This window comes from Duganella hordei (assembly GCF_040369125.1).
Lineage (GTDB): Bacteria > Pseudomonadota > Gammaproteobacteria > Burkholderiales > Burkholderiaceae_D > Rugamonas > Rugamonas hordei.
This window is the reverse complement of sequence record NZ_BPWI01000001.1, coordinates 513,738-538,703: the sequence shown is the minus strand read 5'-3', so window position 1 is coordinate 538,703 and position 24,966 is coordinate 513,738. Positions and strand designations below refer to the sequence as shown.

21 protein-coding genes are annotated in these 24,966 nt (G+C 64.5%); 6 read left to right on the top strand and 15 right to left on the bottom strand.

Going from position 1 to position 24,966, the window contains the following annotated elements:
- Positions 1–115: 115 nt before the first annotated feature.
- The 3 genes from ABWW33_RS02295 to ABWW33_RS02285 are packed head-to-tail and all read left to right on the top strand — an operon-like array spanning position 116 to position 1,883.
- The gene (locus tag ABWW33_RS02295; RefSeq protein WP_353398416.1) at positions 116–262 is read left to right on the top strand and encodes a hypothetical protein; all 147 of its coding nucleotides are present in this window, start codon (positions 116–118) and stop codon (positions 260–262) included.
- A gap of 4 nt (positions 263–266) precedes the next feature.
- Positions 267–1,064, top strand: a complete 798-nt coding sequence (locus ABWW33_RS02290; RefSeq protein WP_176650602.1) for a DUF1700 domain-containing protein — start codon at positions 267–269, stop codon at positions 1,062–1,064.
- A gap of 12 nt (positions 1,065–1,076) precedes the next feature.
- Positions 1,077–1,883 carry a head GIN domain-containing protein gene (locus tag ABWW33_RS02285; protein WP_176650601.1) on the top strand — a complete coding sequence of 269 codons (807 nt, stop codon included), beginning with the start codon at positions 1,077–1,079 and terminating at the stop codon, positions 1,881–1,883.
- 1 nt (position 1,884) lies between these two features.
- On the opposite strand, the gene ABWW33_RS02280 is transcribed toward ABWW33_RS02285, so the two are convergent.
- Positions 1,885–3,126, bottom strand: coding sequence for a TIGR03862 family flavoprotein (locus ABWW33_RS02280; protein ID WP_353398412.1), 1,242 nt, complete (start codon positions 3,124–3,126; stop codon positions 1,885–1,887).
- Positions 3,127–3,159: 33 nt separating this feature from the next.
- Between ABWW33_RS02280 and ABWW33_RS02275 the strand changes: the two genes are divergently transcribed.
- Positions 3,160–3,405, top strand: coding sequence for a hypothetical protein (locus ABWW33_RS02275; protein ID WP_353398409.1), 246 nt, complete (start codon positions 3,160–3,162; stop codon positions 3,403–3,405).
- 10 nt (positions 3,406–3,415) lie between these two features.
- Here the strand turns inward: ABWW33_RS02275 and moaD are convergent, their stop codons facing one another.
- The 8 genes from moaD to kbl form a co-directional block, all read right to left on the bottom strand.
- Entirely contained in the window at positions 3,416–3,670 is a 255-nt protein-coding gene (gene moaD, locus ABWW33_RS02270; RefSeq protein ID WP_176650598.1) for a molybdopterin converting factor subunit 1, read from the bottom strand.
- Positions 3,670–4,890, bottom strand: a complete 1,221-nt coding sequence (locus ABWW33_RS02265) for a molybdopterin molybdotransferase MoeA (protein WP_353398406.1) — start codon at positions 4,888–4,890, stop codon at positions 3,670–3,672. The genes moaD and ABWW33_RS02265 overlap by 1 nt, the downstream gene beginning before the upstream one ends.
- A 1-nt stretch (position 4,891) precedes the next feature.
- Entirely contained in the window at positions 4,892–6,370 is a 1,479-nt protein-coding gene (gene thrC / locus ABWW33_RS02260; protein ID WP_353398403.1) for a threonine synthase, read from the bottom strand.
- Between the two features lie 145 nt (positions 6,371–6,515).
- Positions 6,516–7,046, bottom strand: a complete 531-nt coding sequence (locus tag ABWW33_RS02255; RefSeq protein WP_353398400.1) for an FxDxF family PEP-CTERM protein — start codon at positions 7,044–7,046, stop codon at positions 6,516–6,518.
- 45 nt (positions 7,047–7,091) lie between these two features.
- On the bottom strand, positions 7,092–7,637 hold the full coding sequence (locus tag ABWW33_RS02250; protein WP_353398398.1) for an FxDxF family PEP-CTERM protein: 546 nt from the start codon (positions 7,635–7,637) through the stop codon (positions 7,092–7,094).
- 310 nt (positions 7,638–7,947) lie between these two features.
- The gene (locus ABWW33_RS02245; protein ID WP_176650593.1) at positions 7,948–9,351 is read right to left on the bottom strand and encodes an L-serine ammonia-lyase; all 1,404 of its coding nucleotides are present in this window, start codon (positions 9,349–9,351) and stop codon (positions 7,948–7,950) included.
- A 31-nt stretch (positions 9,352–9,382) separates the two neighbouring features.
- Positions 9,383–10,351 carry an NAD-dependent epimerase/dehydratase family protein gene (locus ABWW33_RS02240; RefSeq protein WP_176650592.1) on the bottom strand — a complete coding sequence of 323 codons (969 nt, stop codon included), beginning with the start codon at positions 10,349–10,351 and terminating at the stop codon, positions 9,383–9,385.
- Positions 10,352–10,377: 26 nt separating this feature from the next.
- Positions 10,378–11,583 carry a glycine C-acetyltransferase gene (gene kbl, locus ABWW33_RS02235; RefSeq protein ID WP_353398393.1) on the bottom strand — a complete coding sequence of 402 codons (1,206 nt, stop codon included), beginning with the start codon at positions 11,581–11,583 and terminating at the stop codon, positions 10,378–10,380.
- A gap of 170 nt (positions 11,584–11,753) precedes the next feature.
- Here kbl and ABWW33_RS02230 point away from each other — a divergent pair, with 170 nt between their 5' ends.
- Positions 11,754–12,329: a helix-turn-helix domain-containing protein gene (locus ABWW33_RS02230; RefSeq protein WP_176650590.1), complete on the top strand. Its 576-nt coding sequence runs from the start codon at positions 11,754–11,756 to the stop codon at positions 12,327–12,329.
- Between the two features lie 4 nt (positions 12,330–12,333).
- Here ABWW33_RS02230 and ABWW33_RS02225 read toward each other — a convergent pair whose 3' ends face one another.
- From ABWW33_RS02225 to ABWW33_RS02205, 5 genes are all read right to left on the bottom strand, one after another.
- Positions 12,334–13,536, bottom strand: a complete 1,203-nt coding sequence (locus tag ABWW33_RS02225; protein ID WP_353398390.1) for an ammonium transporter — start codon at positions 13,534–13,536, stop codon at positions 12,334–12,336.
- A 169-nt stretch (positions 13,537–13,705) separates the two neighbouring features.
- On the bottom strand, positions 13,706–16,213 hold the full coding sequence (locus ABWW33_RS02220) for a zinc-dependent metalloprotease (protein ID WP_353398387.1): 2,508 nt from the start codon (positions 16,211–16,213) through the stop codon (positions 13,706–13,708).
- The gene (locus ABWW33_RS02215) at positions 16,210–18,381 is read right to left on the bottom strand and encodes a prolyl oligopeptidase family serine peptidase (RefSeq protein ID WP_353398384.1); all 2,172 of its coding nucleotides are present in this window, start codon (positions 18,379–18,381) and stop codon (positions 16,210–16,212) included. Before ABWW33_RS02215 ends, ABWW33_RS02220 begins: the two co-directional genes overlap by 4 nt.
- A gap of 92 nt (positions 18,382–18,473) precedes the next feature.
- A complete protein-coding gene (locus tag ABWW33_RS02210; RefSeq protein ID WP_176650587.1) occupies positions 18,474–20,882 on the bottom strand; it encodes a putative bifunctional diguanylate cyclase/phosphodiesterase in 2,409 nt (802 codons plus the stop codon).
- A gap of 14 nt (positions 20,883–20,896) precedes the next feature.
- The gene (locus tag ABWW33_RS02205; RefSeq protein WP_176650586.1) at positions 20,897–21,538 is read right to left on the bottom strand and encodes a methylamine utilization protein; all 642 of its coding nucleotides are present in this window, start codon (positions 21,536–21,538) and stop codon (positions 20,897–20,899) included.
- A gap of 238 nt (positions 21,539–21,776) precedes the next feature.
- Between ABWW33_RS02205 and ABWW33_RS02200 the strand changes: the two genes are divergently transcribed.
- Positions 21,777–23,528 (top strand): GGDEF domain-containing protein, encoded by a 1,752-nt coding sequence (locus tag ABWW33_RS02200; RefSeq protein ID WP_353399222.1) that lies wholly within the window; start codon positions 21,777–21,779, stop codon positions 23,526–23,528.
- Between the two features lie 10 nt (positions 23,529–23,538).
- On the opposite strand, the gene ABWW33_RS02195 is transcribed toward ABWW33_RS02200, so the two are convergent.
- Positions 23,539–24,924 (bottom strand): tetratricopeptide repeat protein, encoded by a 1,386-nt coding sequence (locus tag ABWW33_RS02195; RefSeq protein WP_353398380.1) that lies wholly within the window; start codon positions 24,922–24,924, stop codon positions 23,539–23,541.
- Positions 24,925–24,966 lie beyond the last annotated feature (42 nt).

The following is a 24,966-nucleotide window of genomic DNA, read 5'->3' as shown; positions in this document are numbered from 1 at the left end:
CCCCCGTTTTTGTCGCCTGATCCGCTATTTATGCAGCCTGTCACATGCCGGTGGCATCTGGACGAGCGTCTGCGTACAGTAGCACCATCGACAAAAGCAATATATTGGAATCAACATGAACCTCGCTCTCAGCCTTAAAACCCTCGCCCTGGTCGCCTTCGTGGTGGCCAGCACGGTGGCCATCGTCAAGACGACGCCGGTGGCCGACAGCGCGATGGCCATGGCGCACACTGTGGCAACCGTAGAAACATTAGGCATTTGACATCATGAACAAGCAGCAATACCTCGACGCGCTCAAGCAGGCCATGCAGGGACTGCCGCCGGAAACGGTGGCCAAGACCCTGGCCTACTACGAGCAGCGCTTCATCGACGGCCTGGTGGCCGGCCGCAGCGAGGAAGAGGTCTACAAGGAGCTCGACGAGCCGCGCAAGATCGCCATGACGCTGCGCGCCAACGCCCACCTGTCCGCCTTCGAGCAAAAAAAGACCCCCGTCAACGCCGCCCGCGTGGTGGTGTCCTTCATCGGCCTGGCCATCTTCAACCTGTTCATGGTAATCCCGGCGATGGTGTACGGCTGCCTGCTGGCGGCGGTGTATGCCTCGGCCTTCGCGTTCTACATCGGCGGCGTGGCGCTGGTCGCCAGCGGCCTGTCCGGCCAGAACGAGCTGGCGCTGGAAGGCCCGCTGCGCCACGTGATCGAATTCACCAACTCGCGCTTCGACACCCAGGAAGAGGAACAGGCGGCCGAAGGCTGGCGGCTGGCGATCAACAGCATGGGCTTCCAGGTCAGCAAGGACCCGGTCAGCCCGGAAGCGGCCGCCGAGGACGACGGCCTGAGCCGCAGCGGACGCCTGCTGAACCGCGCCGAGGCGGTGGCCGGCGGCGACCTGCACATCACCACGGATTTTGACAACGGCGCCCGCACCAGCCAGTCGCTGATCGGCTTCGGCATGATCCTGGGCGGCATAGGCTTGTGCCTGGTCAGCATCGTGCTGACCCGCTACACGATGATAGGCATCAAACGCTACGTGGCGATGAATGTATCGCTGCTGCGCGGCCGTTAAGGAGGTTTGAACATGCGCGCTTTACTGAAAATCGGAACCAGCCTGCTGGTGCTGTCGTTTGTGCTGATCGGCGTGTCCTACAGCATGCTGAAAGCCTACGGCAGCACCAGCCCCACCAGTTCGGCCGGCCGAGCGCTGGGCGGCGAGACGCGCAAGGTCGACGCCATGGCCACCGCCATCGAGTTGAGCGGACCGATCGACCTGACGCTGACCCAGGGTCCGGTGGCGTCGCTGAAGGTGCGCGGCGAGCAGCGCTCGCTGGCCAATATCGAGACCATCCAGGATGGCCGCGACCTGCACATCGGCACCAAGGGGATGCTGCTCAACCCGCGCCATCCGCTGCAGGTGGAGCTGGTGCTGCCGCAGCTGGAGGAGCTGGTGGTGCGCAGCAGCGGCGACACCAAAGTCAGCGGCTTCAACGGCGACAAGCTGGACCTGCAGCTGCACGGTTCGGGCAATCTGAATTTCAACGGCCGTTACCGCGAGCTGAGCGCCGGCACCCATGGCAGCGGACACCTGACCCTGAACTCCGGCAGCAGCGAGAACGTCGAGCTGGAAATGGTGGGTTCGGGGCAGATCACCTCGTCGGGCAGCTGCAAGACGCTGAACGCGGAGTTGACCGGCTCCGGCGACCTCGATGCGCGCCACCTGGCATCCGAAAAGGTGACCGTGAACCTGAAGGGCTCGGGCACCAGCCAGGTGTTCGCCAAGCAGTCGGCCGACCTGACCCTGCGCGGCAGCGGCGACATCCGCGTGTCCGGCAATCCGGACAACCGCAACGTCAGCCGCACCGGTTCGGGCGACGTGACCTGGGAATAATTCAGCCAGCCGCCAGCCAGGCCAGGGCATCGCGCCCCGCCGCCTGGCCGCCGGCCAGGCAGGCTGTCAGCAGATAGCCGCCGGTCGGCGCTTCCCAGTCGACCATCTCGCCAGCGACGAACACGCCCGGCGCAGCCTTCAGCATCGTTCCCTGCAGCGCCTCCCAACGCACTCCGCCCGCGCTGCTGATCGCTTCATCGATGGGCCGGGGACGCAGCAGGCGCACCGGCAGCATCTTGATGGCGCGCGCCAGCTCCTCTTCGTCGCCGTACTGTTCCTTGCTCAAACACTCGCGCAGCAGCCCCGCTTTCACGCCCTTGATGCCAAGACGGCTTTGCAGATGGCTCGCCATCGAGCGCGCGCCGCGCGGCCGCGCCACCTCGTCCGCCACGCGCTGCGCCGGCAGGTCCGGCAGCAGGTCAAGGTGGATGATGGTGCTGCCGTCGGCGGCGATCTGGTTGCGCAAGGCGGCCGAAAGGGCGTAGATCAAGCTGCCCTCGACGCCGCCCTGCGTGACGACAAACTGGCCCTGCTTGCGGAACGGCTTGCCGTCCGCGCCGGTGGAGATGATGGCGACCGTGGTCAGCGGCTCGCCCGCATGGCGGCTGCTGAAATGCTCGCTCCACGCCACGTCGAAGCCGCAATTGGCCGGCACCAGCGGCGCCACGCCGACGCCGCGCGCCGCCAGCAAAGGCAGCCACGCGCCGTCCGAGCCCAGCCGCGCCCAGCTGCCGCCGCCCAGGGCCAGCACCAGCGCGTCGGCGCGCACCAGCAGCTCGCCGTCCGGGGTTTGCAACAGCAGCGCGTCGTCGCGCCAGCCCAGCCAGCGGTGGCGCATGTGGAATTGCACGCCGCTTTCGCGCAGGCGGTGCAGCCACGCGCGCAGCAGCGGAGCGGCCTTCATATCGGTCGGGAACACGCGGCCCGAGGTGCCGACAAAGGTGTCCACGCCCAGCCCGTGCACCCAGTCGCGCACGTCCTGCGGGTCGAACGCGTCGAGCATGCCGCGCAACGCCGGCACTCCTCCTTCCGCCACGTAGCGGGTGACGAAATCGGCATACGGCTCGGCGTGCGTGATGTTCATGCCGCCGCGACCGGCCAGCAGGAACTTGCGGCCGACCGAAGGCATCGCGTCATACAGGTCCACCTGCGCCCCGCCCTGCGCCAGGGTTTGGGCGGCCATCAGGCCGGCGGGACCGCCGCCGATGACGGCGACGCGAAAAGGTGTCAAACTAGACTGCATGGACTCGATCCGATACTCATTACAGGAGACAAAATGGGCGCGCTATTCTGGATTAAACGCTATCTGCTGGCGGCGGTGCCGTTGTTTGCGATACTGGCGGCCGTGGAGTGGTTCAAGGGCTCGACCTCGCGCGACGACTACCTGAGCGCCGCCGTCTGGGCGCTGGTTGCCGCCGCCATCTTCACCTACGCCGCCTGGCGCCGCTACCGCAGCAACCAGGCCTGCGCCGTGTGCGACAGCTTCGACGCCGGCGCCAAGCCGAAAAAACCGGGCGCCTGACCGAAGGCGGTCAGCCGCCGGTGACCGGCGGGAAGAACGCCACTTCGGCGCCGTCGGCCACGGCGGCATCGGCGCCGCACATGACCTGGTTGCAGGCCATGCGCAGGGCCGGACTGCCCAGCGCCTTGTTCCATGCCTCGCCACGCGCAGCCAGGTGCGCACGCAGTTCGCCGACGGTGGCAACGCCAGCCGGCAGCTCCAGCGTCTCGGACGACGCACCCAGCGCCTCGCGCACGCTGGCGAAAAATTTTACGGTAACGGCCATCAGTGCATTAACTCGCTAAACGGTATAAATCGAACCGTGTCGCCGGCCGCGATGGTCTGGCCGGGCGGATTGTCGATCACGCCATCGCCCCACACGGTCGACGTCAACACGCCGGAGCTCTGGTTGCTGAACAGTTCGAGGCCGCCGGCGGCGTTGATCCGCACGCGCAGGAACTCGTTGCGCTTGTCCGCCTTCGGCCAGTTGAAGTCGGCCCGCATCGCAAACGCGCGCGGCGCCAGCGCGCCCTCCACGCCCTGCAGCCGCAGCACGAACGGGCGCACGAACATCAGGAAGGTGATGAAGCTCGATACCGGATTGCCGGGCAGTCCGACAAAGAACGCCTGCCCCACCTCGCCGAACGCCAGTGGTTTGCCCGGCTTGACGGCGATCTGCCACATATTCAGCTTGCCTTCCGCCTCCACCGCCGGCTTGATGTGATCCTCCTCGCCGACCGAGACGCCGCCGGAAGTGATGATCAGGTCATTCTTCCGCGCGCATTCGCGCAGCACCGAGCGGGTCGCTTCCAGCGAGTCCGGCACGATGCCGAAATCGCTGATTTCGCAGCCCAGGTTTTCCAGCAGCGCGCGCAGCGTGAAGCGGTTGGAGTTGTAGATGGCGCCAGGCGCCAGCGGCTCACCCGGCATCGTCAGTTCGTCGCCGGTGAAGAACACGGCCACGCGCAGCTTGCGCTTGACCGGCAACTCCGCCAGCCCGACCGAAGCCGCCAAACCCAGTTCCTGGCTGCGCAGGCGCGTGCCGGCCGGCAGGATCACGCTGCCGTTGGTGATGTCCTCGCCGGCGCGGCGTATCCACTCGCCGGATTTCGGCGCATGCTTGATGGTGACGATATTGCCGACCAACTCGCACTGCTCCTGCATGACGACGGCGTCCGCGCCCTCCGGTATCAGCGCGCCGGTGAAGATGCGCGCCGCGGTCCCCGGCAGCAAAGGCTGGCCGACATGGCCGGCCGGGATGCGCTGCGATACCGTCAGCGCCGCGTTGCCGCCGGCGCAATCGGCCGCGCGCACCGCGTAGCCATCCATCTGGGTGTTGTCCATGCCCGGCACGTTCATGCCCGACACCTGCGCCTTGGCCAGCACGCGGCCGTTGGCCGACAGCGTCGACACGACTTCGGTGTCGGCCAATGGACGCGCGGCGGCGTCCATCAGGGCCAGCGCTTCGCTGACCGCCAGCATCGGCTTGGGCTTGTATTCAGTCATTTCAGAGACCAGTGTTCGCCGCGATGTAGGCCTTCATCTTCTCCACGTCCGGCGGCATGACGACGAACTTCTGCGGCAGGTCCTCGATGTTCTCGAAGCCTTCCGGACGTTCGGCGTCCTCGCCCAGCGCATCGAGGATGGTCTCGTTGAACTTGGCCGCCAGCGCGGTCTCCAGCACGATCATCGTCACGCCGGGTTCCAGATTCTCGCGCGCGACCTTGATGCCGTCGGCGGTGTGGGTGTCGATGACGATGCCATAGTCGTCGGCCACGTCGCGGATCGTGTTCAGGCGGTCCTCGTGCGTCGACTTGCCGGACTTGAAGCCGTACTTGGCCACCAGCTTGAACTCGTCACCATCGCTGCCAGGCTTGCCGGACAGGTCGAAGCCGCCGTGGCTCTCGACTTTCTGGAACAGGGCGCGGGTGCGGTCGCCGTCGCGGCCCACCAGGTCGTAGATGAAGCGCTCGAAGTTGGACGCCTTGGAGATGTCCATCGACGGGCTGCTGGTGTGATAGGTCTCGGCCGACTTGCGCACGCGGTACACGCCGGTGCGGAAGAATTCGTCGAGCACGTCGTTTTCGTTGGTGGCGGCGACCAGCTTGTCGATCGGCAGGCCCATCATGCGGGCGATGTGGCCGGCGCAGATATTGCCGAAGTTCCCCGAAGGGACCGTGAACGACACCTTCTGGTCGTTGGACGTGGTGGCCGACAGGTAACCGCGGAAGTAGTACACCACCTGCGCCACGACGCGCGCCCAGTTGATCGAGTTGACGGTGCCGATCTTCTGTTTGGCCTTGAACGGCAGGTCGTTGGACACCGCCTTGACCATGTCCTGGGCGTCGTCGAACACGCCTTCGATGGCGATGTTGAAGATGTTCGGATCCTGCAGCGAGAACATCTGCGCGGTCTGGAAGGCGCTCATCTTCTTGTGCGGCGACAGCATGAACACGCGGATGCCCTTCTTGCCGCGCATCGCGTATTCGGCGGCGCTGCCGGTATCGCCGGAGGTGGCGCCGAAGATGTTCAGCTGCGCGTCCTGCTTGGCCAGCGTGTATTCGAACAGATTGCCCAGCAATTGCATCGCCATGTCCTTGAAGGCCAGCGTCGGGCCGTTGGACAGCGCCTGCAGCACCAGCTTGGTGCCGTTGTCGCCCTCTTCCAGCACGCGCAGCGGCGTGATCTGGCTGGCCTTCTCGCCTTTGCGGGCGTTTCTGTAGACATCCTTGGTGTAGGTCTTGGCGGTCAGCGCGCGCAGGTCGGCTTCCGGAATGTCGGTCGCGAACTTCCTCAGGATCTCGAACGCCAGGTCGGCGTAGGACAGCTGGCGCCAGGCGTCGAGCTCGGCACCGGTCACCTGCGGGTAGGCCGACGGCAGGAACAAGCCGCCATCGACGGCCAGGCCACCCAGGAGGATGTCGGAGAATTGTTGGGAAGACGAGGAAGCGGCCGATGCGGCGGCGCGGGTAGACACGTATTGCATAGATTAGAAAAGTCCGGTTGGGCTGACGGCTAAAGGGCAGAACGGTGCAAAGGAGCGGTTATTATAGTGCGAGCAAGCCGATGGCACAAAAAAAAGCCCCGGAACCGGTCCGGGGCGTTGCGCGGCCTTGGCGGCCTAGACACTTTTATGCGCTTTTGCGGCGGCGCATCCAGCCCATCACACCCAGGCCGGCCAGCAGCATGGCATAAGTTTCAGGTTCCGGCACCGGTGTCAGATTGACCGTAAAGCCATAGGTGGTATCGCCGGCGGCTTTGGAGCCCGCCACTTCCAGGTAGTAGGCGGTATTGGCCGTCACCGCGACATTGGAGAAATACCAGAAGCCGGAGCCAGCCTGCGGAACGGAGGAGTCGCTGGCCGATACCTCGTATCCGGCCGGGCCGATCAGCGCATTGCTGGCGGCGTCATGGATCGAGAACGATGTGATGGAGATGCCCAGTTGCTGCAGCAGCGAGTCGGTCAGGTAGCCGGAACCATCCGTGGTGAAGGTGTAGTGGTCGACGAACGTACCCGCCGCACCGGTAAATGCCTTGTCGACACCGGCGGTCCAGTCCACAACCAGTGAATTCAGGTCGTAGTCAGTCGCCTGGGCCGACGAGGTAAACATACCCGCTGCGAGCGCTACGGCAGCCAGTGCCGCTTTCATGGTCATATTCATGTTTGTGCCTTTAGGTTGGATGGGAGGAGGCTGAAAATTCTCGCGTCAGGTTTTTTTGCCGGCATTGCGCTTGCGGCGGGCCACCAGGCCCAGTACGCCCAAACCGCCCAGCAACATACCGTAGGTTTCCGGTTCAGGGACCGCAGTGACGATCTTGCCATCCAGCGTCAGCGAACTGCGGCTGTGGAATTTGCCGGTCACGGTAATCGTGTAGTTACCATTGCCCAAGTTCAAAGTTGGCAGCGTCCAGAGCTCGGTGACGCCGGTCTGCACCTGGTTGCCGGAACTGCCAGTCGGACCACTCAACGTAAAGGAGTACAGGTCGAGGCCGCCGGTGGCGCTGGTCGACGACACCTTGAAATCGCTGAAGGTAGACCAAGTGGTCGGGCTGGCCAGCGCAAATGTAAAGGTGTCGGTGAACAGGGTTTCCGCAGGACTGGTGCGGCCATAAGTGACGCTGTTGTGCGCTACGGTGCCGGTCAGGGCCAGCGGCGCACTCACATCCAAGGTAGTCGCTTGCGCGCCCGACCATCCCACCACACCCGCAAGCAACACGCCTGCAACACTGACTTTTTTCAGCGACATCTTCATAAAGACACCTTTTAAGTAGTAGTGGGGCCAGTACCGCGGCCAATATTAAAGCCCTGAAAATTTCTGAATTAGGATTAATGTATCATCGCGGACAGATTTTTTGTTATCAATTTTAAATTTTAAATTTCCCCTAAGACAATTTTTCTCGAATGCATGAGTTTCTGATTCTGCTCGGAAATTTTTGCCGAAAATTCGGCCTGAAAATTTTTTTGGGGAAAGTTTACGATGCATATGTACAACAAACCTTTTCCATAAAACAACTATGAAAAAAAGGTCTGTTGTATTTTGGTTGCGGCGCAGCACGCCCGAATTAGCAAGCCGCGTGATTGACAGTGATGACGTGGATGGCGAGGCCGCCCAGCGAGGTTTCCTTGTACTTGGCCTGCATGTCGGCGCCGGTCTGGCGCATGGTTTCGATCACTTCGTCGAGGCTGACGAAGTGGGTGCCGTCGCCCTTCAAGGCCAGCGAGGCGGCCGTGATGGCCTTGACCGCGCCCATACCGTTGCGCTCGATGCAGGGAATCTGCACCAGGCCGCCGATCGGGTCGCAAGTCATGCCCAGGTGGTGCTCGATGCCGATTTCGGCCGCGTTTTCGATCTGGTTGTTGCTGCCGCCCAGCGCCGCCACCAGGCCGGCCGCCGCCATCGCGCAGGCCACGCCGACTTCGCCCTGGCAGCCGATTTCGGCGCCGGAGATCGACGCGTTACGCTTGCACAGCATGCCGATGGCGGCCGCCGTCAGCATGAAATTGCGCACGCCGGTGACCGGGTCGCTGGGCTTGCAGTCTTCCGCGTAGTAGCGCAGAACGGCCGGTATGATGCCCGCCGCACCGTTGGTCGGCGCCGTGACGACGCGGCCACCGGCGGCGTTTTCCTCGTTGACGGCCATCGCATACAGGCTGACCTGGTGCAGCGCGTCGTGCGGCAAGTCGTTGGCGCGGTTGTCGGACGCCTTGGCGTCGCTGGCCTGCTTCCACAAGTTGGCGGCGCGGCGCTTGACGTTCAGGCCGCCCGGTAGCTGGCCCGGCGTTTCCAGGCCGTGGGCGATGCAGTCACGCATGACCTGCCAGATCTTGTCGATACCGGCGTTCAGTTCCGCGTCGGTGCGCTTGACGTTCTCGTTCGTGCGCAGCATTTGCGGGATGGTCAGGCCGCTGCGCTCGCCGTGGGCCAGCAACTGGTCCATGGTGTCGAACGGATAAGGAATGGCCGACGCGGGCGCGCTGCCGGACACCGGGGCGGCCTCGTGTGCCTCCCCCTCCTCCTTGATGAAACCGCCGCCAACCGAGTAATACACCTTGCCGAAGGTGCTGCCGTCGGCGCGCGTAACGGTGAAACGCATGCCGTTCGGATGCTCGGCCAGCGATTCGGCCATATGGAACACCAGGTTGACGCCGCGCTTGAACGGCACCGCGTGCTTGCCCAGCAGTTTCAGCTCGCCGGCGGCTTCGGCTGCCGCCAGTTGCGCATCGACGCTGGTCGGCACCACGTCCTGCGGAGTTTCGCCCATCAGGCCGAGAATGACGGCCTTGTCGGTCGCGTGGCCGATGCCGGTCAGCGCCAGCGAGCCATACAGCTCGGCGGTCACGCCGGTGACGTCGTCCAGCGGAGCGCTATCGAGCAGAAACCGGCGGGCCGCCACCATCGGTCCCACCGTGTGGGAACTCGACGGCCCGATGCCGATTTTAAACAGGTCGAATACGCTCATGTCCATCAGTTGTCTCGCTTTTTTATAGTGTGTTGAATTACGCCGCTTTGCCCAGATGGACATCGACGTTGGCCAGCATGTCGGCCACCATCTCCTCGACGCCGATGCGGGCTTTCCAGCCCCAGTCGGCGGTCGCGGTGGCGTCGTCCAGGCTTTGCGGCCAGGTGTCGGCGATGGCCTGGCGGCTGTCCGGCTTGTAACCGATCTTGAAGTCCGGCAGCGCGCGGGTGATCGCGGCGGCCAGCTGCTCCGGATTGAACGAGACGCCGGCCACGTTGTAGGCCGAGCGCACCTTGACCTGTTCGGCCGGCGCGTCCATCAGTTCGATGGTGGCGCGGATGGCATCGGGCATGTAGATCATCGGCAGCGTGGTCTGCGGGCCGAGGAAGCATTCATAGCGCTCGCCGCGCAGCGCCGAGTGGAAGATGGCGATGGCGTAGTCGGTGGTGCCGCCGCCCGGTGGCGACTTGAAGCTGATGATGCCCGGGTAGCGGATCGAGCGCACGTCGACGCCATACTTGATGAAGTAGTACTCGCACAGGCGCTCGCCGGCCAGCTTGCTGATGCCGTAGATGGTGGTCGGATCCATCACCGTGGTTTGCGGCGTATTGACGGCCGGCGTGTTCGGGCCGAAGGCGGCGATCGACGACGGCCAGAAGATGCGCAGCGGCTTGCCGATGGCGCCGCGTTCGCGCGCCACTTCCAGGATGTTGAGCAGGCCGTCCATGTTCAGCGTCCAGGCTTTCAGCGGCGCCGCTTCGCCGGTGGCCGACAGCATGGCAGCCAATTGGTAGACCTGGGTGATGCCCTCTTGCGTGACCAGCGCCGACAGCGCTTCCTTGTCCAGCACGTTCAGCGGCGTGTAGCGCGCCGCGTTGTACAGGTTGGTCGGGCTGATGTCGCTGGCGATGACGTTTTGCGCGCCGTGCTGGGCGGCCAGGGCCTCCACCAGTTCACTGCCGATCTGGCCGTTGGCGCCGATAACGAGGATGCGTTGTTGTTCCATTTTTATGTTCCTGACGATTTTCATGTTTAGTTTTTCAGCAGGCCCAGTTCTTGGCCCGCCTGTTCGAATGCTTTGAGCACGGTATCCAGCTGTTCGCGGGTGTGAGCCGCCGACAGTTGGACACGGACGCGCGCCTGGCCCATCGGGACCACCGGGTAGAAGAAGCCGCTGAGCAGAACGCCCAGCTCATACATTCGTGCCGCGAATTTCTGCGCGACGGGCGCATCGAACAACATGACAGGAACTACAGGGTGCGTACCGGGCTTGATGGTGAAGCCGATACGCTCGATCTCCTTGCGGAAGTAAGCGGTGTTTTCATGCAGGCGGTCGCGCAGCTCGGTCGATTGCGACAGCTGCTGCAGCACCGCCAGCGAAGCGCCGGCGATCGACGGCGCCAGCGTGTTGGAGAACAGGTAGGGACGCGATTTCTGGCGCAGCATGTCGATCACTTCCTTGCGCGCCGAGGTGAAGCCGCCCATCGCGCCGCCCAGCGCCTTGCCCAGCGTGCCGGTGATGATGTCGATGCGGCCCATGACGTTGTGGTGCTCGTGCGTGCCGCGGCCGGTCGCGCCCATGAAGCCGGAGGCGTGGCATTCGTCGATCATCACCAGCGCGCCGTACTTGTCGGCCAGGTCGCAGATCTTGTCCAGCTGGGCGATGGTGCCGTCCATCGAGAACACGCCGTCGGTGACGATGACCTTGTGGCGCTTGTCGGACGCCGCCTGCAGCTGCACTTCCAGGTCGGCCATGTCGTTGTGGGCGTAGCGGAAGCGCGCGGCCTTGCACAGGCGGATGCCGTCGATGATCGAGGCGTGGTTCAGCGCGTCGGAGATGATGGCGTCGTTTTCATCGAACAGCGGCTCGAACACGCCGCCGTTGGCGTCGAAGGCCGCCGCGTACAGGATGGTGTCCTCGGTGCCGAGGAACTTCGAGATCGCCTGTTCCAGCTGCTTGTGCACCGTCTGCGTGCCGCAGATGAAACGTACCGACGACAGGCCGTAGCCGTATTTCTCGGTGGCGTCGATCGCGGCCTGGGCCACCCACTCCTGGCCGGACAGTCCGAGGTAGTTGTTGGCGCACATATTAATCAAGGTGCGGCCATCCTCGCCCACCACTTCCGAGCCCTGGCGCGACGCCAGCACACGCTCGGGCTTGTACAGGCCCTGCTCGCGCAGCTGGTCGAGGTTTTGCTGCAGGCCGCTGAAGAAGGAGGTTTTGGCTTGGATGGTCATGATAGTCCTTGTGTGTGGTACGATTTCACCGCGTTTACACTGCCTTATGCGAAATCCGTTATTTCGAACTCAAATTCAATATATCGAATATTACAGAGAACCAGTGAACTCTGCAAGCCGCGCACCAGCGGCGATTCAATTGAAATTTAGTCCATCTGCCGAATAAAACAATGAAAACACCTGTTTCGACAAACGCCCCACCGGAAGTCGGCGCCGCCCTGCAGCGGCTGCGCCTGGCGCGCGGCCTGACCCTGGAAGACCTGTCCCGGATCGCGGGGGTCTCCAAGTCGATGCTGTCGCAGATCGAGCGCGAGAAGGCCAACCCGACCATCGCCATCACCTGGCGGCTGGCCAATGCGCTGGGAGTGCAGATCGGGGAACTGCTGGCAACGGCCGAGCGGGAGACGGAGACCGTCCGCGTGATCGAGGCGCACGAAATTCCTACCCTGCCCGGCCATCACGCCGGCTACGTGCTGCGCATCCTGGGCCCGCTGGAACTGGCGAGCAAATATGAGTGGTATGAACTGACGCTGGTGCCGGGCGGCGAACTGGCCTCGCAGGGACATGATCCTGGCGCGCAGGAACACCTGACGCTGCTGCACGGTTCGGTGGAAGTGGAAGTGGGGCCCGACAAGAAGAAGGTCAAGCTGGGCAGCACGGCGCGCTACCCGGGTGACCAGCAGCACATCATCCGCAACGTCGGCAAGACCGAGGCGAAGGCGCTGCTGGTGGTGATACACCGTTAATTGGTTACCAATTCGACTCCCGCTCCGGAGTCGATGTGATGCGGTGGATCGACAGGTCGGCACCCTGGAACTCCTCCTCCGGATCGAGACGCAGGCCGAGCGTGGCTTTCAGCAGGCCGTAAATGGCGAAGCCGCCGATCAGGGCGATCGCCACGCCGAGCAAGGTGCCGCCCAGCTGCGCCGCCAGCGACACGCCGCCGATGCCGCCCAGGGCTTTCTGGCCGAAGATGCCCGCCGCGATACCGCCCCAGGCGCCGCACAGGCCGTGCAGCGGCCACACTCCCAGCACGTCGTCGATCTTCCACTTGTTCTGCGCCAGCGTGAACATCCAGACGAACACGCCGCCGGCGATGGCGCCGGTGGCCAGCGCGCCCAGCGGGTGCATCAGGTCCGAGCCGGCGCACACCGCCACCAGGCCGGCCAGCGGCCCGTTGTAGGCGAAGCCGGGATCGTTCTTGCCCATCAACAGCGCGACCAGCGTGCCGCCGACCATCGCCATCAGCGAATTGACGGCCACCAGGCCGTTCATCTTGTCCAGCGCCTGCGCGCTCATGACGTTGAAGCCGAACCAGCCCACCGTCAGAATCCACGCGCCCAGCGCCAGGAACGGAATCGACGACGGCGGATGGGCGGCGATGGCGCCGTTTTTCATATAGCGTCCACGGCGGGCGCCCAGCAGCAGCACGGCCGGCAGCGCGACCCAGCCGCCGACGGCGTGCACCACCACCGAACCGGCGAAATCATGGAACTCGGCGCCGAAGGCGGAGGCCAGCCATTGCTGCACGCCGAAGCGGTGGTTCCAGACGACGCCTTCAAAGAATGGGTAGACAAAGCCGACCAGCAGCGCGGTGGCGATCAGCTGCGGATGGAAGCGCGCCCGCTCGGCGATGCCGCCCGAGATAATCGCAGGAATCGCCGCCGCAAAGGTCAGCAGGAAGAAGAACTTGACCAGCTCATAGCCGTTTTTGGCAGCCAGCACGTCGGCCGAGGAGAAGAAATTGACGCCATAGGCGATGCTGTAGCCGACAAAAAAGTACGCAATCGTCGACACCGCAAAATCCACCAGGATCTTGACCAGCGCGTTGACCTGGTTTTTCTTGCGCACCGTGCCCAGCTCCAGAAACGCGAAGCCGGCGTGCATGGCCAAAATCATGATGGCGCCGAGCAAAATGAACAATGCGTCGGCGCCGTCTTTGTATCCACCCATCAAGATTACTCCCCAAAATAATGCAAAAGTTAAAAACGAATATGAGTAAAAGCAATATTCGTTCCACTTTGGTGCAAATTTTAAGTGACTGATTTCGCTGGGTTTTATTTTGGTGAATACTTCGCACCACCGTCGTGCGCACCGAAAGATGGCATCATTTTGGTGCGGGTCAGATCGGAGCTCCCGGAGGCACAGCAGGCAAAGCCCGCAGTTTGACGCTGCGCGGATCGGCCAGATAGCCGGCGATCAGCTCGGCCGCCTGCTTGCGGCTGTCGGCCGTGACACCTTTGCCCGGGTTCTTTTGCAGCCACTGCGCCAGCTCGCGCACCGATTGCCGCACCTCCGCCGCCACCTGCGGATGCAGTTTGCCGCCGTCCAGCAGGTTCAGCATGGCGTCTGCCAGCACCCAGTTTGCGGCCAGCTGCACCGCTTCGCCGCCGACGACCGAGGCCGGCACCGGCTCGCGCTTCCAGGTTTTTTGCAGCAGCAACGACAGCACTTCCTGCACGCCGGGCTGTTGCGCGTCGCGCGCGTGCTGCCAGGCGACGCGGTTGATGCGGCTGGCGTCCAGCAGGAAGCCGGCCGTTTGCGCGGCGCCCGCCTCGGCGATCGAGAAGGCGTCGAACACCGAACCCATATTGGTGGCGAAGTATTCGCGGCTGCGTTCATGGCCCATCGCCGGCGGCGTCAGGACATCCAGCACGCCGGCCGGCAGCGCCAGGTATTCGGCGCGCAGGCTGTCGGCCAGGCGGTTCAAAGCCTGGCGCTGAATCGCCGCGGGCGTGGCCTTGATGCCGGCCTTGGCCAGGCCGGCCTTGACGTCGCCCGCGCTGGTGTAATCGAAATCTCCGCCGCCGATCAGGCGCGCCACCGCTTCGCCCTGGTAGCGCTGCAGCAGGTAGACCGGGACCAGCCGCGCTTCCAGCTCGCCGATCTGGCGGGCGTCCGGCAGCACATCCACCGAGAAGGTTTGCAGCGCGCGCCGGCGTACGGCGCCCAGCTGGTCCCAGGTCTTGATCGAGTCCGGGCCGAAGTCCCACAGCAGACCGTCGGGATGGCTGGAGCCAGGCGAGCGGTCGTCCTGGTCGCTGGAATACAACATGCCGGCGCCGCGCGCATCGGCGCGCAACTTGGCCAGCGCCGACTGCTCCTGAGTGCCGCCGCCAAAGTCGCCGTAGATGTATTTGACGATGTAGTCGTCCCACGGACCGACGCCGACGCCATAGGCATCGGCCAGATCGACATTGCCCCTGGCGTCAAGCTTCAGTATCGGATGGGGGTAATCCATCACCGAGCCGTTGCCGTTGCCCATGCGGCTGGCCGCGAAATTATGGGCGAAGCCCAGCGTGTGTCCCACTTCATGCGCGGCCAGCTGGCGCAGGCGGGCCAGCGCCATTTCCTCGGCCAGCTTCTGCTTGTCGGCCGGAGCGTTCTTGCCGTACGGGGCAAGCAGGCTTTCGGCGATCAGGATGTCCTGGCGCACGCGCTGCGAACCCAGCGTGACGGCGCCGCGGATAATCTGTCCGGTACGCGGATCGGCCAGCGCGCTCCCGTAGGACCAGCCGCGCGTGGCGCGGTGCACCCAGTGGATGACGTTGTAGCGGATGTCCATCGCGTCGACGCCCTCGGGCAGCAGCTCGACGCGGTAGGCGTCCTTGAAGCCGGCCTTCTCGAAGGCGCTGGCCCACCACGAGGCGCCGGCGATCAATGCCGAGCGCACGGGCTCCGGCGCGCCGCGGTCGACGTAGTAGACGATGGGCTTCTTGACGGTGCTGACCGCCGCCGACGGATCGGTCTTTTCAAGGCGGTGCCGTACTTGCCAGTGAACGTCGATGCTGCTGGCGAGCGGCGTGGCGAAGTCGTAGTAGCTGGTGTCGAAGCCACCGGAATATGGATGGTAGGCGCGTGGCTGCCAGCCGCCGGCTTTTTCACCCACCTCGGGCAGGCGCACCATGCTGATGCGCTGGCGCAGCGACAGGCTGGCGGGATCGGCGCCAACCTGGCGCACATACTCGGCCTGTCCGGGACCGGCAAAGGTCAGCAGCGACTCCAGTTCGACGTTGTCCGGGAAGGCCTTGGCCTCTTCCGCCAGCACGGCGCTACGCGTGGCATCGACCTGGTAGGCGCCCTGCTTGGCGGCCGTCAGGCGCGCGACGACGCCGTGGCGGTCGGCCAGCAGGAAGCTGGAGAAGTCGACCAGATGATGTTCACTGTCAGCGGCGAGTATGTCGCCGGACCACAGCACCGCGCTGGCAAAGGATTCCTGCACAGCGGCGCGTTCGTCCTTATCCGGCGAAGCGGCGATGAAGTTGGTGTTTTCCTGGACCAGGAACAGCCTGGCGCCACGTTTTTCAAAGTGCGCCATGCGCATCTCGCCCGGCTGGCCGCGATCGAGGCCGACGTCGTTCGAGCCCAGTGCGTAAGGCAAGGAACTCAGTAGCAGGAAGGGCTGGTTCAACGCGGCCACTGACAGCAGCACCCTGCCCTTGTCGGTATCGCGCCAGACGTCGATGAAGCCCGGCTGCGATTGCATGCCGCGCGTGACGTCGGCGATCTGCCTGGCAGCCGGCGCCGTGGACGAAACGGCCGAAGGCGAAGCGGCGGCGCCAACCACCGGCGCCGCGCCCGACATCAAAATGGCGAGCAGCAGCGGCCCGGCGGCTGGCGCGGCCCTCACTGCTGGCCCGCCGCTTTGACGCCTTCAGCAGCGGCGTCCATCTTCAGCGCGCGGCTCAGGAAGCCCCAGCGGTCCGCCACTTCCTCGATCTGCTTGGTGGTCGGCTTGCCGGCGCCGTGGCCGGCCTTGCTGTCGATACGGATCAGGATGGGCGCGCCGCCCGGCGCCTGATCGGCCTGCGCGGTCGCGGCGAACTTGAAGCTGTGGGCCGGTACCACGCGGTCGTCATGATCGGCGGTGGTGATCATGGTCGCCGGATAGCAGGTGCCCTTCTTCAGGTTGTGCAGCGGCGAGTACTTGACCAGCGCCTTGAATTCGTCGGCGTTGTCGGACGAGCCATAGTCCGAAGTCCAGGCCCAGCCGATGGTGAACTTGTGGAAGCGCAGCATGTCCATCACGCCGACCTGCGGGATCGCCGCCGCGAACAATTCGGGACGCTGCGTCATCGCCGCACCGACCAGCAGGCCGCCGTTGCTGCCGCCGCCGATGGACAGCTTGGCCGGCGACGTGACCTTGTGCTCGATCAGCCATTCGGCCGCGCCGATGAAATCGTCGAACACATTCTGCTTCTGCAGCTTGGTGCCGGCCGCATGCCACGATTCGCCGTACTCGCCGCCGCCGCGCAGGTTGGCCATCACGTAGACGCCGCCCATTTCCAGCCACGCCAGGTTGGCGACCGAGAACGACGGTGTCAGCGAGATATTGAAACCGCCGTAGCCGTACAAGTAAGTAGGATTGCTGCCGTCCAGCTTCAGACCCTTCTTCGACACGATGAACATCGGCACCTTGGTGCCATCGCGGCTGGTGAAGAATTCCTGGCGTGTCTCAAACAAAGCCGGGTCGAAGTCCACCTTCGGCTGGCGGTACACGCTGCTCTTGTTGGCCTTGAGGTCGTAGCGGTAGATGGTCGACGGCGTGGTGAAGCTGGTGTACGAGTAGAAGGTTTCGGTATCGGCGCGCTTGCCGTTGAAGCCTCCGGCCGAGCCGAGGCCCGGCAGTTCGATATCGTGCAGCGGCTTGCCTTTGAGGTCGAACACCTTGACCAGGCTGTGCGCATCGCTCAGGTAATCAACCAGCAGCTGGTTGTTGACGATGGATGCGGACACCATCGTGTTGCCACTCTCGGGCACGATCTGCTTCCAGTTCAACACGCCCGGCTTGCGGGTGTCGATGCTGATGATGCGGCCGCGCGGCGCGTTGCGCTCGGTGCGGAACCAGAACACGGAACCGTCGTTGCCGATGAAGTTATAGGCCGCGTCGAAGTCCTCCAGCAGCGGCACCACCTTGGCGTCCTTGCGCGACAGCTCCTTGTAGTAGATGCGGTTCTTGTTCTCCGTGCCCTGCGACGCGGTGATCACCAGGTATTTTCCATCCTCGCTCACTTCGGCGCCGAAGCCCCAGTCCTTGTGGTCCGGCCGGTCGTAGACCAGCGTATCCGCGCTTTGCGGCGTGCCGACCTTGTGGAAGTACAGCTTCTGGAAGTAGTTGACGTCGGCCAGCTTGGTCGCTTCCTTCGGCTCGTCGTAGCGGCTGTAGAAGAAGCCGGAACCGTCGTGCAGCCATGCGGTGCTGGAGAACTTGACCCACTTGATGATGTCGTCGGTGTCCTTGCCGCTGTCGATGTCGCGCACCCTGATCTCGTTCCAGTCGGAGCCGGATGCCGCGGTGCTGTAGGCCAGGTAACGCCCGTTCGGGCTGACGGCCAGGCCGGCCAGCGCCACGGTGCCGTCTGCGGCCAGCGTGTTCGGATCGAGCAGCATGCGCGGCACGTCGGCCAGCGTCTTCATCGTGTACAGCACCGACTGATTCTGCAGCCCGTCGTTACGGCTGTAGAAATAGCGGCCGCCTTCCTTGAACGGCACGCTGAAGCGCTCGAAGTTCCACAGCTTGGTCAGGCGCGACTTGATCGCGTCGCGGCCCGGGATCTGCGACAGGTAGCCCTGCGTCAGCTTGTTCTGCGCCTCGACCCAGGCGTGGGTCTCGTCGCTGTTGGCGTCTTCCAGCCAGCGGTAGGGATCGGCGATGGTGGTGCCGTGGTAGTTGTCCTGCTGGTCCACGGTGCGGGTGATCGGGTAGTTCAGCGTTGCGCCGGGGACCGGGCAGGTTTGCGCCAGGGCGGCGGCTTGCGACAATATCAGGGAGGCCAATAGCGATAAACGTCGTTGCATGTGTGATCCGTATCGAAGTAAGGTTCAGGAACACAGATCATAACGTGAAGTTTAGCAAATTTGAAACGTTAGGCCGGAAGCCAGGACATTTTTTATTTGGCGTAGCTGACGTCGTCGGCGGCGATGGCGGCCGGCGCCTGCCACGTCTCCAGCCAGGAAATGAGCTGGTCGCCGGGGATAGGACGGCTCATGAAGTAACCCTGCCCCTGGTCGCACCCCAGTTCGGCCAGCAGGCGCCATACGGCTTCGCTCTCGATGCCCTCGGCCACCACGCGCAGGCCCATGTTGTGACCGAGGTCGATGGTCGAGCGCACGATCTTGGTGTCGCCGATGTCGTTCTCCATGTTCAGCACGAAGGACTTGTCGATCTTCAGTTCATTGACCGGCAGCCGCTTCAGATACGCCAGCGACGAATAGCCGGTGCCGAAATCGTCGATTGACAGGTCCACACCCATCGCGCTCAGGCGCTCCAGCGTGTTCTGGGCGCGCACCGGATCGTCCATGATCGCGCTCTCGGTGATCTCCAGGCAGAACGAGCCGGGAGCGAGCTTGTGGCGCTCCAGCAGGTCGGCAAACTTGGCCGGCAGGTCCTGGTCCAGCAAGTCGCGCGTCGACAGGTTGACCGACACCTTCAGCGGATAGCCCTTGGCCGCCAGCTCCTGGCACAACTCCGCCGACTTCTCCATCACCCAGCGCGTCAGAACGCGGATAAAGCCGGTCTGCTCGGCGAACGGAATGAACTCGTCGGGGAACACGTTGCCGCGCTCGGGATGGACCCAGCGCACCAGCGACTCCATGCCCACCACCTTGCCGGTATCGAGCATGATCTTCGGCTGCACGTGCAGGCGGAACTCGTTGCGCTCGATGGCGTTGCGCAGCTCCGTCAGCAGCGACAGGCTCTTCTCGCTGGACTTGTCCATCGCCACGTCGTAGACCACGGCGCCGTCGTTGCGCTGCTTGGCCGCGTACATCGCCACCTCGGCCATGCTCAGCAAGGCGACGCCGTCGCTGCCGTGGGCCGGATAGCCGGCGATGCCCAGACCCGCGCCGATGTCGACCGTCTGGTCTTCCAGCGACAGCGGCGTCTCCAGCGTCTGCAGGATCTCGGCAGCCATGCGCTGGGCCGAATCGAGGTCGGAGGCCGGCAGCAGCACGGCGAATTCGTCGCCGCCCAGCCGCGCCACCTGCGCCGACGACTGGCGCCGGTTCGCCAGCAGCAGCTGCAGGCGGCCCGCCACCTGGCGCAACAGCGCATCGCCGAAGTTGTGGCCCATGACGTCGTTGACGTGCTTGAAGCGGTCCAGGTCCATCATCAGCACGAACACCGCTTCATCGCGCTTGCCCGCGTCGGCCAGCGCGTCGTTCAGCAGCAGCAGGAACTGGGCGCGGTTCGGCAACCCGGTCAGCGTGTCCCAATACGCCAGCCGGCGGATTTCCTGTTCGCGCTTGGCGATCCCCTCGCGCATCGCGTCGAAGGCATGCGCCAGCGCGCCGATTTCGTCTTCGCGGCTGGTGTCGATCTGGCCCTTGTAGTCGCCCTGTTCCAGACGCTTGGCGGTTTCCGCCAGTGAGCTGATCGGCTGAGCGATGCGCTTGGCGGTGAACACGATGGCCAGCGCCGAGACGGCGATGCCGGCCAGCGTCAGGCCGATCAGCCAGTGTTCGAGGCGGGTGTATTCGGCGGTCGCCTCGTCGATGGAGCGCGCCAGCAGCACGCTGGCGGCTTGGCCGTTGTCGCTGCCGATCGACAGCAGGCGCGCGCTGTACTGGCTGCTCTCGACCGTCATGTCGAATGGCCCTTCCGGCGTGGACGGCAAGGCCTGCAGCTGGTCGACCACGGTTTGCGCCGACGCGCCGAGGAAGGTCGAGCCCACGGCCATCCAGCGCCCTTGCGGGTCGCGCGTCAGCACGGTGGTGTGCAGCGAGCTGACTTCGCGCATGTCGGTGGCCAGCTGGCGGTCGATCGGGAAGGTCATCACGATCCAGCCGATGGTGATCGGCGCCTTGACCGGCATGACGACGATCTGGTACGGCCGGCGGTCGACGATGGCGATGCCGTTGGCGCCGTCGGAGGCTTCGGCGGCGTCGAGCATGCTGTCGACCAGTTTTTCCAGCCCGGCCGACTGGCTGTTGTTGGTCGATACGCTGATCTTGCGCTCGGCGCTGATCAGCATCGTCAGCGAGGCCTTGATGCGGCGCCCGCTGTTGGCCAGCGCCGACTCGATGGTGGCGCGGTCGCTCTCGTCGTTGTTGCCGATGGCGGCCACGAAGGCGGTGTCGCGCGCCAGCAGGCGGGCGCCGAAGCGCAGGCTTTGCGCGTTCTGGTCCAGCAGGCGGCGGAACACCTTGGCGCCGTTGCTGAGTTCGCTACCGATGCTGAGCCGGGCGTTGTTGTCGATGCCGCGCTGGATCACCAGCAGGCCGGCCACCTGCACGGCGATGATCAACACCAGGAACAGCGTGACGATCCGGCTTTCCAGGCTGCGAAAACGAATGCGCATGCTCAGGCCATCCCTCAGTAATTGGACGAGGATGCGTCTTCGGCCGACGCCGCCTTCATCGGCAGCTTGAACACCGCGGTCGCCAGGCTGTCGCCCGCCTTCACCGTCAGCGGCTGTTCGGGGGTGGCGCCGCCGACCGTGTTGTAGTGCCAGGCCTTGACCACGTATTTGCCGGCGGGCAGCTCGATGCGGACCGCGCCGGCGCCGTCGGTCTTGGCGAAGTACGGCGTGTCGACCACCTTGACGTAAGCCAGCATCTTGTCATGGATGTTACAACCGAGCACAACCGTGCCTGCCTTGTCGAACACCTGGGGCGCGGCCGACTGGCCGGAATACAGCTTCTGGTCGAATTTATGGGCAGGCGAGAAGGAATAGATGTGGTGGCGCACCTTGTCATTGTTCGGGAAGAATACCTTGCTGCCGGTCTGCACCACGCTGACCAGGGGCAGGAACTTCAGGCCCTTCTGCTCGATCTCCGCCGTGGCGGGCGCCTTGCCGGCCGCCGGACCGCCTTCGGGCTCGACATAAATCACGGTGTCGGGCAAGGCTTTGCCGGTCGCGTCCTGCACCTGCACGGTGAGACCGCTGGCGCCGGCGCCGGCGGCGCTCCAGGCCAGCAGACAGAACAACAGGGATCGACGGACACAACGACGCATGGGGAGCCTGAACTTTATTTATGACAAGCACATATTGTACCGATTGTAGCGACCGGGGGTAGCGTCGGAGCAATAGATTTGTTTCTATACGTCATCATGCGGTCACAAAAGCGCGCTACGATCTGCCGGTTGAAGCCTATTGAGCACCGCCATCGTGAATTCCGTTCTCGGCCGCAAACCGCCGCAAGGCGCTACCGTCAGTTATCTCAAGCCTCTGGCAGAGGATGACGACGCCGTGCTGCGCGCGCATCTGCACGACATCCTCGCGCGGCGCCAGCTGAGTGCGCTGTTCCAGCCCATTGTACACATGCAGAGCGGCGAAATCATCGCCTATGAGGGCTTGATACGGGGGCCGTCCGACAGCCCGCTGCACTCGCCGATGAACTTGTTCAAGGTGGCGCGCGTCAACGGCCTGACGGTGCAGGTCGAGCACCTGTGCCGTAAGGTGGTGCTGGAGCGCTTTGCCGAACTCAAACTGCCGGGCAAGCTGTTCCTCAACGTCAGCCCGGAATGCCTGCTGCAGCGCGACGCGCGGCATGGCGAAACGCTGGAATACATCCACCAGATCGGCATCCACCCGGACCGCGTGATCATCGAGTTGACCGAAAACCAGCCGACCTACGACTACGACCTGATGCGCGAGGCGGTGCTGCATTACCGCAACATGGGCTTCCAGATCGCCATCGACGACCTTGGCGAAGGCTTTTCCAGCCTGCGGCTGTGGTCGGAACTGCGTCCCGAGTATGTCAAGATCGACATGCATTTTATTCAATGCATCAACAACGACCCGGTCAAGCTGCAGTTCGTGCGCTCGATCCAGGAGATTGCCGACAAGTCCGACACGCTGGTCATCGCCGAGGGCATCGAGACCCAGGCCGAGCTGCTGGTGCTGCGCGACGTCGGCGTCGCCTTCGGTCAGGGCTACCACCTGGGCCGGCCCAACGCGCAACCGGCCCGCACCGCGCCGGCCGAGGTGGTCAAGGCGCTGGCGCGCAACGGCGTGGCGGTCTATCCGCAGCGCGGCGCCGAAAAAAACACGGCCAGCATCTACAAGCTGCTCAACCAGGTCGATGCCGTGCCGTCCTCCATGAACAACAACGACGTCTACGAAATCTTCGTCAAGCAGCCCAAGCTGCTGATCATCCCGGTGGTCGACGACGGCGAGCCGCTGGGGCTGATCAGCCGCTTCGACATGATCGACCACTTCGCCCGCCCCTACCAGCGCGAGCTGTACGGCAAGAAATCGTGCAAGCAGTTCATGGACCGCAAGCCGCTGATCGCCGACAAGGACACCAGCCTGCAGGACCTGAGCTTCCGCATGGTGCAGGCCGACGCCCACCACCTGTTCAACGGCTTCATCATCACCGACCAGGGCCGCTACCTGGGCATGGGCACCGGCCACGACCTGATGCGCGAGATCACGCAGATGCAGATCAACGCCGCGCGCTACGCCAATCCGCTGACCCAGTTGCCGGGCAACGTGCCGATCAACGAGCATATCGACCGCCTGCTGGAAAGCGGCACGCGGTTCTGGGTCTGCTATTTCGACCTGGACCACTTCAAGCCTTTCAACGACGTCTACGGCTACCGCCGCGGCGACGACGTGATCCAGCTGACCGGCCAGTTGCTCAGCGAGCGCTGCGACGCCAACCGCGACTTCGTCGGCCATATCGGCGGCGACGATTTCATGGTGCTGTTCCAGAGCGAGGATTGGGAGGAACGCTGCCAGGCCGTGCTGGAGCAGTTCGGGCATAGCGTGCTGGACTTCTACAGCCTCGAGGACCGCGAGCGCGGCGGCTATCTCAGCGAAGACCGCCAGGGCAAGAAAGTGTTTTATTCGCTGATGAGCTTGTCCGTCGGCGCGATCCGCGTCGAGCCGCGCCAGTACTACACCCACCACCAGATCGCCACCGCGGCGGCGGAATCCAAGAAGCAGGCCAAGAAGATACACGGCAACAGCCTGTTCATCGACCGCCGGCAAGGCGCCTGACAGGCAAAGGCTATAGCGGCCGCGTCAGCTTGCAGTGGGCGGCGCGCCATTCCCGCGCCTGTTCCTGCGCCGCCGCCATCGCTTGCGGCGTCAAGCCCAGCTCGGATTTCTTGCGGTTGCTGGCGGCGGCCAGCTCGCTGGCGTCGGCCGCCAGCAACAGCCACATGCACGCCTGCTGCACGTCGCGCGGCACGCCGCGGCCGCTGCCGTACATGCCGCCCAGGTTGAACTGCGCCATCGCGTGGCCCTGCTCGGCGGCCTTGCCATACCATTCCGCCGCCTGCCGGTCGTCCTGCGCCACGCCCAACCCGTTGGCATACATCACGCCCAGGTTGTTTTGCGCGCTGGCGTCGCCCTGCTCCGCCGCGCTGCGGTACCAGGTCACCGCGCGCGCCTCGTCCTTGGCCACACCGTGGCCGTTCGCGTACATCACGCCGACATTGAACTGCGCGTTCGGCGCCCCCTGCTCGGCGGCCATGCGGTACCACTCCAACGCACGCCGCTCGTCGCGCGCCACGCCGCGTCCGCGCGCGTACATGCCGCCGAGGTTGTACTGGGCCAGCACATGGCCGGACTCGGCCGCGCGGCGGTACCACGAAAACGCCAGCTCGTCGTCCCGGTCCACGCCCTTGCCGTTGGCCAGCATGATGCCCAGGTTGAACTGCGCGTCGGCGTCTTCCTGCTCGGCCGCGCGCTGCAGCCAGGCATAGGCGCGCAGCTGGTCGGCCGCCACCCCCAGCCCCTCGGCATAGGCCACGCCGACCAGCCGCTGCGCGACGGGGTCGCCCTGCGCGGCGGCCTGGCGGAACCATGCCAGCGCCTGCGCATCGTTGCGCGCCACGCCGTGGCCGTGCTTGTACATCAAACCGAGATTGAGTTGTGCGCTGGGATCGTTTTGCAGCGCGGCCTTACGGAACCAGGCCAGCGCCAGCGGAAAGTTGCGCCGCACGCCCATGCCGTGCACGTAGGCTTCGCCGAGCAAGGTCTGGGCGCTGGCCGCCCCCTGCTCGGACGCGCGGTAAAACCACGACAAGGCGGTTTCATCGTTGCGAGACACGCCGCGTCCCTTCTTGTACATCTGCCCCAGGTTTTGCTGGGCCGAAACGTCGCCCTGCTGGGCGGCGGCGCGAAACCAGCGCACCGCCTCGCGGTCGTCGCTGGTGACGCCGCGGCCGTTGTAGTACATCACCCCCAGGTGGTTCTGGGCGAACGCCAGGCCCCGGTGCGCGGCCTTGAACATCCAGTAGAACGCGCGGCCCTCGTCGCGTGCGATGCCGTCGCCTTTTTTGTAGAGCAGCCCCAGATTGAACTGGGCGTACGCATCGCCGCGCTCGGCGGCTTCGCGATACCACAAATAGGTGTCGTACCCTTCCCTCGCCGAGCTCTGATTTTTCATGGCACACCTCAGTCCAACGCTGTCACAATGTTGGTTAAAGTG

Bases quoted from the DNA above. Each gene is read 5' to 3' on its own strand.
- ABWW33_RS02295 (WP_353398416.1), top strand. From the start codon at position 116: ATGAACCTCGCTCTCAGCCTTAAAACCCTCGCCCTGGTCGCCTTCGTG.
- ABWW33_RS02290 (WP_176650602.1), top strand. From the start codon at position 267: ATGAACAAGCAGCAATACCTCGACGCGCTCAAGCAGGCCATGCAGGGA.
- ABWW33_RS02285 (WP_176650601.1), top strand. From the start codon at position 1,077: ATGCGCGCTTTACTGAAAATCGGAACCAGCCTGCTGGTGCTGTCGTTT.
- ABWW33_RS02280 (WP_353398412.1), bottom strand. From the start codon at position 3,126: ATGCAGTCTAGTTTGACACCTTTTCGCGTCGCCGTCATCGGCGGCGGT.
- ABWW33_RS02275 (WP_353398409.1), top strand. From the start codon at position 3,160: ATGGGCGCGCTATTCTGGATTAAACGCTATCTGCTGGCGGCGGTGCCG.
- moaD (WP_176650598.1), bottom strand. From the start codon at position 3,670: ATGGCCGTTACCGTAAAATTTTTCGCCAGCGTGCGCGAGGCGCTGGGT.
- ABWW33_RS02265 (WP_353398406.1), bottom strand. From the start codon at position 4,890: ATGACTGAATACAAGCCCAAGCCGATGCTGGCGGTCAGCGAAGCGCTG.
- thrC (WP_353398403.1), bottom strand. From the start codon at position 6,370: ATGCAATACGTGTCTACCCGCGCCGCCGCATCGGCCGCTTCCTCGTCT.
- ABWW33_RS02255 (WP_353398400.1), bottom strand. From the start codon at position 7,046: ATGAATATGACCATGAAAGCGGCACTGGCTGCCGTAGCGCTCGCAGCG.
- ABWW33_RS02250 (WP_353398398.1), bottom strand. From the start codon at position 7,637: ATGAAGATGTCGCTGAAAAAAGTCAGTGTTGCAGGCGTGTTGCTTGCG.
- ABWW33_RS02245 (WP_176650593.1), bottom strand. From the start codon at position 9,351: ATGGACATGAGCGTATTCGACCTGTTTAAAATCGGCATCGGGCCGTCG.
- ABWW33_RS02240 (WP_176650592.1), bottom strand. From the start codon at position 10,351: ATGGAACAACAACGCATCCTCGTTATCGGCGCCAACGGCCAGATCGGC.
- kbl (WP_353398393.1), bottom strand. From the start codon at position 11,583: ATGACCATCCAAGCCAAAACCTCCTTCTTCAGCGGCCTGCAGCAAAAC.
- ABWW33_RS02230 (WP_176650590.1), top strand. From the start codon at position 11,754: ATGAAAACACCTGTTTCGACAAACGCCCCACCGGAAGTCGGCGCCGCC.
- ABWW33_RS02225 (WP_353398390.1), bottom strand. From the start codon at position 13,536: ATGGGTGGATACAAAGACGGCGCCGACGCATTGTTCATTTTGCTCGGC.
- ABWW33_RS02215 (WP_353398384.1), bottom strand. From the start codon at position 18,381: ATGCAACGACGTTTATCGCTATTGGCCTCCCTGATATTGTCGCAAGCC.
- ABWW33_RS02210 (WP_176650587.1), bottom strand. From the start codon at position 20,882: ATGCGCATTCGTTTTCGCAGCCTGGAAAGCCGGATCGTCACGCTGTTC.
- ABWW33_RS02205 (WP_176650586.1), bottom strand. From the start codon at position 21,538: ATGCGTCGTTGTGTCCGTCGATCCCTGTTGTTCTGTCTGCTGGCCTGG.
- ABWW33_RS02195 (WP_353398380.1), bottom strand. From the start codon at position 24,924: ATGAAAAATCAGAGCTCGGCGAGGGAAGGGTACGACACCTATTTGTGG.